Annotated in this window: 15 protein-coding genes and 7 pseudogenes; 19 read left to right on the top strand and 3 right to left on the bottom strand. The window is 27.8% G+C overall.

Going from position 1 to position 13920, the window contains the following annotated elements; all coding sequences use genetic code 11:
• Positions 1-324 precede the first annotated feature (324 nt).
• The 18 genes and pseudogenes from DJ007_RS05075 to DJ007_RS20760 all read left to right on the top strand — a co-directional run.
• Positions 325-906 (top strand): glycoside hydrolase family 3 N-terminal domain-containing protein, encoded by a 582-nt coding sequence (locus tag DJ007_RS05075; RefSeq protein WP_129408600.1) that lies wholly within the window; start codon positions 325-327, stop codon positions 904-906.
• A 210-nt stretch (positions 907-1116) separates the two neighbouring features.
• Complete coding sequence (locus DJ007_RS05070) at positions 1117-1305, top strand: hypothetical protein (RefSeq protein ID WP_129408599.1); 189 nt, start codon at positions 1117-1119, stop codon at positions 1303-1305.
• A gap of 34 nt (positions 1306-1339) precedes the next feature.
• Positions 1340-1546, top strand: a pseudogene (locus DJ007_RS19980) (hypothetical protein); the annotation flags it as partial.
• Positions 1501-1731 (top strand): annotated as a pseudogene (locus DJ007_RS19975) (hypothetical protein); the annotation flags it as partial. The pseudogenes DJ007_RS19980 and DJ007_RS19975, both read left to right, overlap by 46 nt.
• Complete coding sequence (locus DJ007_RS18890) at positions 1728-1856, top strand: hypothetical protein (protein WP_276318653.1); 129 nt, start codon at positions 1728-1730, stop codon at positions 1854-1856. The pseudogene DJ007_RS19975 and the gene DJ007_RS18890, both read left to right, overlap by 4 nt.
• Positions 1853-2635, top strand: a pseudogene (locus DJ007_RS17185) (extracellular solute-binding protein). Before DJ007_RS18890 ends, DJ007_RS17185 begins: the two are co-directional and overlap by 4 nt.
• 17 nt (positions 2636-2652) lie before the next feature.
• Positions 2653-2889, top strand: coding sequence for a hypothetical protein (locus tag DJ007_RS15560; RefSeq protein WP_206076106.1), 237 nt, complete (start codon positions 2653-2655; stop codon positions 2887-2889).
• A 93-nt stretch (positions 2890-2982) separates the two neighbouring features.
• A complete protein-coding gene (locus DJ007_RS15555) occupies positions 2983-3267 on the top strand; it encodes a carbohydrate ABC transporter permease (RefSeq protein WP_206076105.1) in 285 nt (94 codons plus the stop codon).
• The gene (locus DJ007_RS15550) at positions 3257-3547 is read left to right on the top strand and encodes a carbohydrate ABC transporter permease (RefSeq protein WP_206076104.1); all 291 of its coding nucleotides are present in this window, start codon (positions 3257-3259) and stop codon (positions 3545-3547) included. Before DJ007_RS15555 ends, DJ007_RS15550 begins: the two co-directional genes overlap by 11 nt.
• Before the next feature lie 10 nt (positions 3548-3557).
• Positions 3558-3782 (top strand): carbohydrate ABC transporter permease, encoded by a 225-nt coding sequence (locus DJ007_RS19970; RefSeq protein WP_206076121.1) that lies wholly within the window; start codon positions 3558-3560, stop codon positions 3780-3782.
• A gap of 70 nt (positions 3783-3852) precedes the next feature.
• Entirely contained in the window at positions 3853-3999 is a 147-nt protein-coding gene (locus tag DJ007_RS15540) for a hypothetical protein (protein WP_206076103.1), read from the top strand.
• A 26-nt stretch (positions 4000-4025) separates the two neighbouring features.
• On the top strand, positions 4026-4247 hold the full coding sequence (locus DJ007_RS15535; RefSeq protein WP_206076102.1) for a hypothetical protein: 222 nt from the start codon (positions 4026-4028) through the stop codon (positions 4245-4247).
• Between the two features lie 172 nt (positions 4248-4419).
• A complete protein-coding gene (locus tag DJ007_RS15530) occupies positions 4420-5082 on the top strand; it encodes a carbohydrate ABC transporter permease (RefSeq protein ID WP_206076101.1) in 663 nt (220 codons plus the stop codon).
• Positions 5083-5212: 130 nt separating this feature from the next.
• The gene (locus tag DJ007_RS05050) at positions 5213-6007 is read left to right on the top strand and encodes an SIS domain-containing protein (RefSeq protein ID WP_240739279.1); all 795 of its coding nucleotides are present in this window, start codon (positions 5213-5215) and stop codon (positions 6005-6007) included.
• 9 nt (positions 6008-6016) lie between these two features.
• Positions 6017-6355, top strand: coding sequence for an amidohydrolase family protein (locus tag DJ007_RS15525; protein WP_206076100.1), 339 nt, complete (start codon positions 6017-6019; stop codon positions 6353-6355).
• A 309-nt stretch (positions 6356-6664) separates the two neighbouring features.
• Positions 6665-7027: a hypothetical protein gene (locus DJ007_RS15520; RefSeq protein WP_206076099.1), complete on the top strand. Its 363-nt coding sequence runs from the start codon at positions 6665-6667 to the stop codon at positions 7025-7027.
• Positions 7028-7306: 279 nt separating this feature from the next.
• Positions 7307-7438: pseudogene (locus DJ007_RS21020) on the top strand (IS1634 family transposase N-terminal domain-related protein); the annotation flags it as partial.
• Between the two features lie 117 nt (positions 7439-7555).
• Positions 7556-8929 (top strand): annotated as a pseudogene (locus DJ007_RS20760) (IS1634 family transposase); the annotation flags it as partial.
• Positions 8930-9136: 207 nt separating this feature from the next.
• On the opposite strand, the pseudogene DJ007_RS20755 reads toward DJ007_RS20760, so the two are convergent.
• Positions 9137-10736 (bottom strand): annotated as a pseudogene (locus DJ007_RS20755) (IS1634 family transposase).
• Positions 10737-10939: 203 nt separating this feature from the next.
• Here DJ007_RS20755 and DJ007_RS20750 point away from each other — a divergent pair.
• A pseudogene (locus DJ007_RS20750) lies at positions 10940-11385 on the top strand (IS1634 family transposase); the annotation flags it as partial.
• 192 nt (positions 11386-11577) lie between these two features.
• Here DJ007_RS20750 and DJ007_RS05005 read toward each other — a convergent pair.
• Both DJ007_RS05005 and tmk read right to left on the bottom strand, forming a co-directional pair.
• Positions 11578-13248, bottom strand: coding sequence for an AAA family ATPase (locus tag DJ007_RS05005; protein ID WP_240739278.1), 1671 nt, complete (start codon positions 13246-13248; stop codon positions 11578-11580).
• A gap of 66 nt (positions 13249-13314) precedes the next feature.
• Complete coding sequence (tmk, locus tag DJ007_RS05000; protein ID WP_129408592.1) at positions 13315-13914, bottom strand: dTMP kinase; 600 nt, start codon at positions 13912-13914, stop codon at positions 13315-13317.
• Positions 13915-13920 lie beyond the last annotated feature (6 nt).

The raw sequence follows: 13920 nt of genomic DNA, 5'->3' as shown, positions 1-13920 counted from the left end.
TACGATGAGAGAAAATATTATCTGAAGGAAAGGAATTTTTAGATTTTTATTCATATGAGTTAGCAAAGATTATAAGTGTTTTTGATCCGGATGCTGTTAATTGGAGGAAATATTACATTACTTCCAAAAGATTTATGGATACTTTTATTGATAATATAAATAAAAAAATCTTTTTAAATGAATAGAAAGTTATGTATAGATTATGCATCTTCTCAGGATTTTTAACCTCTCATGGTGCGGCATCGCTTATTTTACATAAATTATTTTCCACAAATGACGGCATAGAAAAATTCTTAACTAAATATTTGAAAAAGAGGGGATAATATGAAATTTGGTAAACTTTTTTTTCTTGGATTTCCAGATGGCCTTGATGATGAAGCATTGGAAATCATAAGTAAATATAAACCGGCCGGGATTATTTTATATCCAGATAATATGAAAAGTTTAGAATTACAGATATCTATGGATAAATTATACTCATTGGATTTGCCATTATTGATATCTTCAGATCACGAAGGAGGACAATTGGAAACTGTACCGGGAATTCTTTCTTTTTCAGGTAATTATGCTATGGGAAGATTAAATAAACCAGAGATAGCATATGAATACGGAAAATATCTTGGAAATAAGTTAAAAGAATATGGTTTTAATATGGTTTTTTCTCCTGTTCTTGATGTTTTACACAAAAATTCCAGTGCAGTTACCGGATTTAGGGCATTTTCAACATCTGCCGATATTGTAGCGGAATATGGATTAAGTTATATAAAAGGATTAAAAGAACAGGGATATTACCTACTGCAAAACATTTCCCGGGTCACGGAAAGGCTACACAGGATTCTCATGAAGAAACTATATAGTAAACGATTTTTCTTTGAAGATGAGGATATTACTTTAAAGAAGTATTAATGATGTAGAAATGATAATGACTTCGCATGTTATTTATAAGCCTCTGATGATGATATTGCAAGTGTATCAAAGGTAATAATGGATGAATTATTGAAAAATATTTAAGTACGAAGCTTATTATTAGTGATGCAATAGAGATGAAGGTTTTTATAATAATTATTTTCTAAAGAAGGGTATCAAAATTTTTAATAGCGTGGAGATATATTATTAGTGGCAGAAGCACGAAAGAACTTTAAACCATTATACAGATATCTTGAAGAGCTGGTAGAAGAGAAAAAAATAGATGAGAATATATTAAATCAAAAGATAGAAAAAATCAATAAATTACAGAAAGAATATTATAACAAAAACTATACAGGAAAAATTTTAATGGATATATCTAAAAAAGCATTAAAATGAATATTAAAGGAAATATCAATTCAAAGAAGTTGGTTTTCTTAATTCCAGAAGCAAAAATTTAAGTCCAGCCGATACAACAGCAAATGATTTAGAAAAGTTGGAAACTTTAATACAATTTGAGTTTAAAGGCAGTAAAGTTATAAAATATGACCCATTTAATGGAGTAGTTAATGAACTTCCAACAAAGACGAAACGGTTATTTCTTTTGTCCTTGATTCCTTTAGGTTTGAGAAACAATTAAATTTACAAAAGAAATTAAAGAGTTTTTCTGATGATGTTATTTATGTGATTATTAGAAATGATGAAGATTTAGAACATTATATTTTAGAATCATATATAGTTACGTATTCAACGAAATTAATTTCAATATATCAGGCTATTAAAGCTATTAAAAAGAACATTTTAAAAGGGGAGGTTTCATTATGAAAAAGTTGGTATTGGTAGTATTGTTAAGTGTGTTAGTAGTATTTGCTTTTGGTAAAACCAGGATAACTTTCTGGGGATTTATGTTGAATGATGAATCTTCTAAAAGATTCTTGGAGAATTTATGAAGGAAAATCCAGATATTGAAGTTGAGTATGTTCAGTTATCCTGGTCAAATGGTTTTGACAAAATCGTTACTTCAATTGCAGCAAATAACGCACCAGATGTTGTAGAACTTGGTAATACATGGGTAGCTAACTTTGCAAGTCAGGACGCTATTTTAAAAATGGACGATTATGCATCAAAAGTAAAAGATAAATATTTTGGCTGGGATTCAGTAGAATATAATGGACATTACTGGGCATTACCATGGTTATTGGGAACAAGAGCTTTATTTTTAATTTAGACTTATTTGAAAAAGCAGGATTAGATCCAAATACCCCACCAGAAACATGGAAGAATTATATGATGCTGCACAAAAATCGATGCTTTAGGTGATGATATATATGGTTTTGGTATGTGTGCAGGAGAAAGTTTCAGTCCGTGGCAACAATGGTTTTTACCAGCAGTCTGGGGAAATGAAGCATCAATTTTATCAAAAGATATGAAAAAATCATTGTTATACTCAACAAAGGTTATAGAAACAGCAAAATTCTATCAAGCATTATCCAAATATTCCTTAAAAACAAAACAAGCAGATTTAGCTAAAGCATTTGGTGAAGGAAAATTAGGTATGTATGTTAGTGGTGCATGGGATATATCAGGTATAGAAAGCAATTATCCAAATATTTTATTTGATGTAGCATTATTACCAAAACCAAATAAATGGAGTGGAACCCATGCTTCATTTGCAGGTGCAGAAGTATTGGCTATAACAAAACAATCAAAAATCAGGAAGCAGCTTTAAAGTTAATTGAATACTTATTGAGATCTGATGTTGCAATGCAGGTAACAAAATTAGTTCCATCTGTATTCCCATCAGTGGTTGGTGCAGATAAAGATCCATGGTTTGAAGATCATCCAATGCATCAGGTTTTCTATGAACAAAATAAATACGCAAAACCTGCTCCATCACATCCACAATGGTTTAAAATACAACAATATTTAACAGAAGCTATTGAAAAATCGTTCTTGAAAATGAAAACGTTGAAAGCACATTAAGATACTATAATTTAAAATCCAACAATTATTGAACCATTAAAAAAAGTGCCTGTGCAAAGTCCCCCTTGCACAGGCGTCTTAAGGAGTGAAAAAATGAAAAGACAAACAAAATATAATCTTGAAACATTTATTCTATTATTACCATTCTTAATTATATTCATGATATTTGGAATTTTCCCCATAGGTTATTCATTTTTTATGAGTTTTACCGATTATAGTGGAATAAATCCTCACTATAATTTTGTTGGTCTGTCAAATTATATAAGAGCATTTCAAGATGAGGTTTTTCTCATTGCATTAAAGAATACATTTATCTTGTTATTGGGACAATCCATTTACAACAACATTTTCATTATTACTTGCGTTATTGATAAATAGCAAGCATCTGCCTTTCAAAGGACTTTTTAAAGCAGGGTTCTTTTTACCATCGGTTATATCAATGGTTGTTATATCCACAATATGGATCTATCTATACAGCGCAAATGGTTTCTTCAATAATATGATGAAGTTATTTGGAATGCATGCGCTGGATACCAGCTGGCTTGCTTCCACTAAAACCGCACTTATATCGATAATGATAATGGATATTTGGGCCGCTATAGGTTATTATACCATATTATTCTTAGCAGGTCTTCAGGAATACTGGAGAGGTATATGAGGCGGCATCTATTGATGGAGCTTCAAAAAAACAAACGTTTTTCAATATTACTCTACCCTTATTAAAACCAACATTGTTTTTCATTATTTCATTAAATACAATAAGATCATTTCAGATATTTGCTGAAATATTTACAATGACAGGTGGTGGACCTTCCAATTCAACACAAACGGTAGTTCATTATCTATACCAGACTTCATTTAGGCAATTTGAAATGGATATGCATCTGCAATAGCATATATTTTAATGGCGATAATAATGGTATTTACCATAATTCAAAAGCGTCTTCTCAGGAGTGATATATAATGAAAAGATTTTTATTTTTAATCCTTATGTTCACATTGTTGATTATGTCTTTATTTCCATTAATAACCATGTTTTATACTGCAATTATACCAGAAGGAAACCTTACACACGTTATAAAAGAAAAGTATTTAAATGATTTGAGATAAAGTATATAAGATATATAAAAAGAAAAGTGAAAACCTATGATGGGGCAAAGATTTCTATTTCAAAGGATTCACCTGAAACAAAACAAAGTTTGAAAATAGATTTAGAACCAGACAAAACTCAAAGAATTGCATTATTAACAAATGATCTGGATTTAAGAATGATGAAAAATTTGAGTTTTTTATTAAGTCTGATATTAAAGATTTTAATATTATTTTTTATGATGTTGATGAAAACCAGACAAAAATAGAAATTAATAATGATTCAGATAAATGGCATAAAATTTCTATAAGTTATAAACTATTGAAAAATAGAGAGGTTGATTTAAAGCATATAACAAAAATAGTTTTTTCATTTACACCTACTAAGGAAACAAGTGTATTTTTGGACGATTTAAGATAGAATATAAGTATCCCACTTTATTGAATTTTATAAATGTATGGAAGGAAAATAATTTTGCAATATATATATTCAATAGTTTAATTGTGGCTATTATTGTTGTTATAGGTAATATTATATTTTCCACAATGGTTGCATATGGATTTGCAAGAAGGGAATTCTTTGGTAAGAATGTATTGTTTATGATAGTGCTTGCAACGATGATGATACCTCCACAAACAACTATTATCCCTATATTTATAATCATGAAAAATCTTGGTTGGATTGACACATATTATGCATTAACAATTCCATTTTTAGTAACGCCATTTGGTATATTTTTACTTAAACAGTATATAGAACAATTACCTATTGAGTTAGAACAGGCTGCATATGTGGATGGAGCAAATACATTTCAAATATTATTTAAAATCATCTTTCCATTATCAAAACCTGCGATAGCGGTTATGGCTATAAACACGTTTATAACTTCATGGAATATGTTGTTTTATCCATTGGTTATGACTACTTCAAAAGAGATGAGAACTGTTCAGGTAGGGCTTGCACTGTTTCAAAAGTTCAATCAGGTAGATTGGCCGACATTAATGGCAGCCTCATCTATAATAGGTATACCAGTTATAATCGCATTTTTAATATTCCAGAAACATATAATTTCTGGAATTACACAAGGGGCGGTGAAAGGATGAATGGTAAATATACAATAAGAGAAATAAATAAAATACCTGAGTTATTAAAAAAAGCAAAGGATTATAAAATTACATTTGATAAAATAAGAAATATACATTTGTAGGTTGCGGTTCATCTTATAATCTTGGATTGATTATCACTAAAATGCTAAAAAAATATGGTTATTATTCAAATATAATTTCAGGCGGTGAAGTGATAGTTTTTGATACAATTCCAGAAACGGATATTGCCATATTTTTATCTCGAACAGGTGAATCCACAGAAACGGTAAAGGCTGTTGATAATTTTAAAAAGAGAAATATTAAAACAATAGGTATTACATGTACTCCTGATTCTTCCTTAACTAAGATATGTGATGAAACATTTGTTTTTGATTTTGCTAATGAAGAAAGTGTAGTTATGACCGGTTCATTTGTTTTTATACTCAATTTTCTTTTAAATGGCATTAAATTCAACGATATTGCAAATGAGTCAGAGCAACTTCTATTAAATATTAAGAATTATATAGACTCAATTGATTTAAAAAAATATAATCATTTTGTATTTCTCGGTTTTGATGAACAATATGGTGTTTCAAAAGAAGGAGCATTAAAGATTCAAGAAATGGCTATACAAAATGTAGAATTTCATGAGCCACTTGAATACAGACATGGACCAAAGTCTACATTGACGGAACATTCTATTGTTATAATAAATTCCAAGGATACAGAAGAGGAATTGAAATTAGCAAAGGAATTGAAAGAATTTGGAGCTAAGACCATTCTTATAGGTAAAAATAAAGATATTGATATACCATATAATGATGGGTTTGAATCTCCATTAAAAATGATAATACCTCAATATATAGGTTATAAAAAGGCTTTAATTGAAGGTTATGACCCAGATCAACCAAGGAATTTAAGCAAATCTGTTATTTTAGATTAGAGGTGTATTATGGAAATAAAAAATGCCCTGATTGTTGATCCTATAGACGGAGAATATATTGGAGATATAATAATCAAAAACAATAAAATAGAAAAAGTTATAAAAAAAGAAAGAGAATATAGTTATGACTATATTCTTATGCCTGGATTTGTTGATACGCATACTCATGGCTATATGGGAATAGATTTTATGACAGCAAGTAAAGAAGAGTTAAAAAAATGGGTGGAATTAAACTTTTCTCATGGTGTAACGAGATTTTACCCCACAACGGTTTCTGCGTCTATTGAACAATTAAAAAAATTACCTCTAAATTTCAACCAATATTATCCATTGCGGGTATTCATTTAGAAGGTCCATATATAAATAAAGCAAAAAAAGGGCCCAAAATGAAGAGTATATATATCCACCAAAAATCAAAGATTTAAAAGCTATAATAAATGATTATGTAAAACTAATAACTATGGCACCAGAAATAGAAAAATTTTTTGATTGTGTTGAATATTTAAAGAGAAAAGACATAATAATATCTCTGGGACATTCTAATGGTAATTATGAATTATTCAAAAAGCATTAAATCAAGGAATAAATAGGATTACTCATTTTCCTAATGCTATAACTTCTTTACATCATAGAGCTATTGGTGGTGTAGGAGCAGGAATGCTTGAACCTTTTAAAATAGAGATGATAATAGACAATATTCATACATCACCAGAATTTGTAAAATTGATATATAAGATTAAAGATATAGAAGATATTATATTAATTACAGATTCTATTTCTGCAACTAATTTAAATGATGGAGAATATACACTTGGTGGATTAAAGGTTATGGTAAAAGATAAAAAAGCAACATTAGAAGATGGAACAATAGCAGGAAGCACATTGACTTTTGATGATGGTGTGAGAAACTTTTATTTAATTACTAATTGCTCTTTAAAAGAATTAGTAAGAGTTTCATCATATAATGCACTTCAAGATCTTAATATTAAAAATGAAGGAGAATTAAAGAAGGTTATATAGCAAACCTTGTAATTCTCAACAAAAATCTTGAAATTCAAAAAACAATATTCCATGGTAATATTGTTCACGAAAAATAATCATAAAAAGAGACCATAAAATTTTTTATTATTTTATTCCTGCCTTTGACAGCAATTTGGCGATTTTAAGTGAAATGGAACGGTAGAATGCGGGTTTGAGGCGTGTATTTTTCAGGAAGTCGAAAAATTGTGTGGCTAACTTTTGTTACAGAGAATTAACTATAATTAGTAATATATTAGTCCTTTTGGTGGTATAATATATATGACAACCACTGAAAGGAGATGTTTTAAAATGTATCCTAAAATATCAAAAGTGAAAGGAAAAAGATATTTAAGGATAATGGAAAGCAAAAGAGAAAATGGAAAAGTGAAACAGCATACAGTAATAAATTTTGGAAATATAGATAAGTATAGTAAAAAAGATATAACAAAACTTGTAGATAGTCTTTTTAAAATATTTGAAATAGATGAATATGAAAAAATAGAAGATGATTTAATGGAAGAAATAGCAAGAAGAAATTACGGAGCCAAAGCAATAGTAAATAAGATATTTGAAAGATATGAGATGAAAAGATATTTTGAAAGACTGGATAAAGAAATAAAATACAATGCAGAAGAAATGTTAAAAATAATGGTGATGAATAGAATAGTAGAACCGAAAGTAAATTGGGAATATTTAATAATTTAGAGTATTTTGGATATAACAAAGTGGAAGTTAAAAAAGAAAAAGACCTGGAAGAAAAAGATGTAATGTTGCACTGGTTATACAGAACATTGGATATATTAGCAGATAATAAAGAGTCGATAGAAAAACATATGTATAATCAAAGGATAAGTTTGTTTAATACAACGGTAGATTTAGTATTTTACGATGTAACAACATTAGCGTTTGAAACACAACAAACAAATGAAATATTACAAATGGGATATTCAAAGGATAAGAAATTTAATGAGTCGCAAGTAGTATTAGGGATGTCAATAGATCAGGATAGAATGCCAGTTAGTTTTGATATATATGCAGGAAATACATTTGAAGGGCATACATTTAAAGATTCAATAGAAAAATGAAAAAAGAATATCAATTAGGAAAAGTAATAGTAGTAGCAGATAGAGGAATGATGAGTAAAAAAAATATAGAAGTAGTAGAAAATTCTAATTATGAATTCATAGTAGGAAAATCAATAAAACAGTTAAAAAAAGTAAATATATTTGAAGGAGAATTCATAGAAATAGCAAAAGGAATAAAATATAGAGAAGTAGAATATGAAAATAAAAGATTACTCATAATATATTCAGAAGAAAGAGCTAAAAAAGACAGAGCAGATAGACTACGATTAATAGAAAAAGCGAAAAAAATGTTAGAAGAAGGAAATATAGATTCAAAAAGTAAAAGAGGAGCGAAAAAATATTTAAAAGAACAGAACAAACAAAATTATATATTGGACATAGAAAAAATAGAAAATGATGAAAAATACGATGGATACTATGGAATAATAACAAACACAAAACTATCTCCAAAAGAAATATTAGAACAATATCATACATTATGGAAAGTAGAAGAAACATTCAGAACATTAAAAAATTATCTTGAAACAAGACCGGTATTTCATTGGACACCGAAAAGAATAAAAGGACATATTGTAATGAGTTTCATATCTTACATAATTCAAAGAACATTAGAATTAGAACTGGAAAAAATAATATTGAATACTCTCATGAAAAAATAAGAGAAGCTATAAAAAAAATGGAATACTCTGAAATAAGATTAAAAGACAAATTATTTGCATTAAGAGCCAATTTAAACGATTTTCAAAAAGCCATATTAAAAACATTAAAAATAGAAAAACCGAAAAAAATGATGGAATTAGATGAATTTAAAAAATAATCTCCTAAACACGCATGAAAGCAAAAGGAGGATGTGTGTGGCTAATTTCTCTTTTATAAAATTAACAATAGCTATTTTTTGAATAATTCTACTTTTAGAATTTGTTCCTGAGTTTGACAGTATTTTTTCAATAAAATTCTAAAAGCAGATTATTCTAAAAACAACAATTGTTAATTTTTTATTAAATACAAAAGTGTCATTACACCCCTAAATTTTATATTTTTCTTTGAATTCTGTATAGGGTGAAATTATTTTTGGTACAGGAATATTTAATGTATTTAATATTCTTTGTCCTAATTTATTTAAATTCATTCTCGCTACAAGATGTTGCTTTTGTGTTTTAAATTCAATGTATTCCATATTTTTAATAGCTTCTCTTATTTTTTCATGAGAGTATTCAACATTATTTTTTTCCAGTTCTAATTCTAGTGTTCTTTGAATTATGTAAGATATGAAACTCATTACAATATGTCCTTTTATTCTTTTTGGTGTCCAATGAAATACCGGTCTTGTTTCAAGATAATTTTTTAATGTTCTAAATGTTTCTTCTACTTTCCATAATGTATGATATTGTTCTAATATTTCTTTTGGAGATAGTTTTGTGTTTGTTATTATTCCATAGTATCCATCGTATTTTTCATCATTTTCTATTTTTTCTATGTCCAGTATATAATTTTGTTTATTCTGTTCTTTTAAATATTTTTTCGCTCCTCTTTTACTTTTTGAATCTATATTTCCTTCTTCTAACATTTTTTTCGCTTTTTCTATTAATCGTAGTCTATCTGCTCTGTCTTTTTGGCTCTTTCTTCTGAATATATTATGAGTAATCTTTTATTTTCATATTCTACTTCTCTATATTTTATTCCTTTTGCTAGTTCTATGAATTCTCCTTCAAATATATTTACTTTTTTATTTGTTTTATTGATTTTCCTACTATGAATTCATAATTAGAATTTTCTACTACTTCTATATTTTTTTTACTCATCATTCCTCTATCTGCTACTACTATTACTTTTCCTAATTGATATTCTTTTTTCATTTTTCTATTGAATCTTTAAATGTATGCCTTCAAATGTATTTCCTGCATATATATCAAAACTAACTGGCATTCTATCCTGATCTATTGACATCCCTAATACTATTTGTGATTCATTAAATTTCTTATCTTTTGAATATCCATTTGTAATATTTCATTTGTTTGTTGTGTTTCAAACGCTAATGTCGTTACATCGTAAAATACTAAATCTACCGTTGTATTAAACAAACTTATCCTTTGATTATACATATGTTTTTCTATCGACTCTTTATTATCTGCCAATATATCCAATGTTCTGTATAACCAGTGCAGCATTACATCTTTTTCTTCCAGGTCTTTTTCTTTTTTAACTTCCACTTTGTTATATCCAAAATACTCTAAATTATTAAATATTCCAATTTACTTTTCGTTCTACTATTCTATTCATCACCATTATTTTTAGCATCTCTTCTGCATTGTATTTTATTTCTTTATCCAGTCTTTCAAAATATCTTTTCATCTCATATCTTTCGAATATCTTATTTACTATTACTTTGGCTCCGTAATTCTTTTTATCCGGTGCCTTTTTTATATCTTCTGTATCAATATAATTTTTAAATCAAATATTTGTATGAGTTTATTTACTATATTTTTCGCTTCATTTTCGCTAAAAGAGTCAATCCTTCCTAAGTTTGCAACAGTTCTTTGCTTTATCTTACCATTTTCCCTATAACTTTCAACAATTCTTAAATATTCAACACCTTTGTTATTTTTAACTACTCTCAAAAACACAAAAATCACCTCTTGATTTCATAATACCATTACTTATTATACCACAAAAATATTATGAAATCAAGAATATAACGCTATTGTTAAAAATATTTGTGTCACTACAAAAATTTTTCAACCCCAATTTTCACCCTTTTCATCGTCGCAAACCCGCATTCTACCGTTTCGATTTTTCAAAAATCATGAAATCGCTGTCAAACTCAGGAGAAAAAATAGAAAATGATGAAAAATACGATGGATACTATGGAATAATAACAAACACAAAACTATCTCCAAAAGAAATATTAGAACAATATCATACATTATGGAAAGTAGAAGAAACATTCAGAACATTAAAAAATTATCTTGAAACAAGACCGGTATTTCATTGGACACCGAAAAGAATAAAAGGACATATTGTAATGAGTTTCATATCTTACATAATTCAAAGAACATTAGAATTAGAACTGGAAAAAATAATATTGAATACTCTCATGAAAAAATAAGAGAAGCTATAAAAAAAATGGAATACTCTGAAATAAGATTAAAAGACAAATTATTTGCATTAAGAGCCAATTTAAACGATTTTCAAAAAGCCATATTAAAAACATTAAAAATAGAAAAACCGAAAAAAATGATGGAATTAGATGAATTTAAAAAAATAATCTCCTAAAACACGCATGAAAAGCCAAAAAGGAGGATGTGTGTGGCTAATTTCTCTTTTTATAAAAAGTTAACAATAGCTATTTTTTTGAATAATTCTACTTTTTAGAATTTTGTTGATAATAATAGTGTCAAACTCAGGAAAATTTTACCGGCTACCCTATTAATCCAAAAACGAAACCGGGCACCACGCCCGGTTTCGTTATTTCACAATTATTTCTACATTCTTTTTATCAAATGCAATTGCTACTTTTATTATTTTTTCTATTCCATAACTTTTTATTTCTTTTTCATATCCTTTTTCTTCTATCTGTTTTATTCCCATTTCTGCACTTTCTTTTAAATCTTTATCAAAATCTATACTGTATTTTTTGAATTCAAATATTATTCCTGGCTCCTTTTTTTCTTTTGGTATTAATATTACATCTGCTCTTCCATATCCCGCTTCTCTGTTACTTTTTACTATGTATTTTTTGCTTAATCCCACTACCATTCCAAGTATTAACCCATGATAAAACCTTTCCGGTTCTTCTCCACTTATGTCAAAATAACTTAATGTTTCTTCTACTATCCTTTTGAATTTATTTGCAAATTCTTTGTATTTCCCAAGTATTATATCTAATATTATATTTTCCAGATTTATTTTTGTTTCTTTTATTATATCCACCACTGTTTTTTTGAAGAATTGTAGTGTTTCTTTGTTTGTTATTCTTAAACTGTATCTTGGTTCTCCTTCTTCTCCTGTATGTTCTACCCAGGTTAAGTATCCTGTGAATAGAAATAATGTCCATATGCTTTCTTCTGTGCTTTTGTCTAAGTCTCCATATACTAAATTTTCATCTATACTGCTTTCTATTGTTTTTCCTTCTATTAGTTCTTCTATTTTTGTTTTTACTTCTGCTGTACTTTGTTTTATCAACCTTTTTATTAATTCATTTCCACTGCTGTTTATCCAGTAATACGCTATTTTTCCTTTATTTCTTGCCAGGTTTATTATTGAATATGGATTGTATATTTCTATTCCTCCAAAGTTATATCCGTTATACCATTCTATTACCTTTTCTTTTTCATATTCTAATCCATAATATTTTAATGTTTCTTCCACTTCTTCCCAGGTTAATCCGAATTTGTCATTGAAGTGCTTATCTAATATCGTTAATCTTTGTAAATTATTTAATCCACCAAATACATTTGCTTTTATTATTCCTGTTATACCTGCCAATACTCCTTTTTCTAAATACTCATTGTCTTTTAATGCACTTCCCAACATGTTTCCCATGAAGTTTATGAATTCGTTATAATATCCATTTAAATATGATTGTTGTATTGATGTGTCGTATTCATCTATTAATAGTATTACTTTTTGGCCATAGTATTTGTATAAATATTTTGATAATTCTTTTATACTACTTTCAAATGATATTATATCCGCTGTTTTATCAATAATATCTATTATTTTTTTCTTTTCCCATTTTGTTATTTTTTCCGACTTTAAAAGATATGAATACTCATTATACAAATTTGATATTATTTCTTTTAATGAAGACATCATTTCTTCATAATTATTCTGTTTTAAATCTTTAAAGGTTATATATATTACAGGATATTTATTTAAATATTTTTCTATTATCTCTTTTTCTTTCCATATCTTCAGGTTTTCAAACAAATGTTTGTTATCCTGATCATTTCTAAAAAAATATTTCATCATGCTCATATTCAATGTTTTTCCAAACCTTCTTGGTCGCGTTATTAATATTACATCTCCGCTTTCTATTATTTCTTTTATTAATAAGCTCTTATCTATGTAATACATATCATCTTCTATTATGCTTTTAAAATCGCTTCTTCCTATTGGTAATTTTTTTAATTTCATCAGTTCCACCTCCATAACAAAATTATATCACATTCAATAACAAAACCGGGCTTTCGCCCGGTCAGACTATCTTACATATTTTCTTATTATATTTAACAAAATATCAAACTCTTCATTTAAATCCATTTCGCCATTAATCATTTCAATATTTCTTTCTGGAAACCATTCTTTTAATTTAAGAAATCCTTCTCTGGTTTTTTCAAAAAATTCTTTTCCTTCGCTTTCAATTCTATCCCTTGTCTTATTTGCCATTCTTCTAAATGATGTTTCCACAGAAACATCAACAACAATAGTTAAGTCTGGCATTATACCATCTAATGCATGTTTATTTATTTCATACACTTCTTTCCAGCCTAATTCTCTTGCATAGCCCTGATATACTATTGATGAATCAACGAATCTATCTAAAATAATAATTTTATCCTGATTTGGCTTAATTAATTCTTCCACCAATTGAGCTCTGCTAGCAGCGAATAATAAAGCTTCACTTACATGACAGATATTGTAATTTCCCAATAACAGTTCTCTTATTTTTTCTCCTAATTCCGTTCCACCTGGTTCTCTATTCCATATAACCTTATAACCTTTTAACCTAAAATAATCAGTTAATTTTTTAGATAATGTTGATTTTCCTGAGCTCTCTATTCCTTCAAATGTTATTAGCATATTAAC

This window comes from Marinitoga lauensis (assembly GCF_004135675.1).
Taxonomy (GTDB): Bacteria; Thermotogota; Thermotogae; order Petrotogales; family Petrotogaceae; genus Marinitoga; species Marinitoga lauensis.
This window is presented reverse-complemented; position numbering and strand designations above follow the sequence as displayed.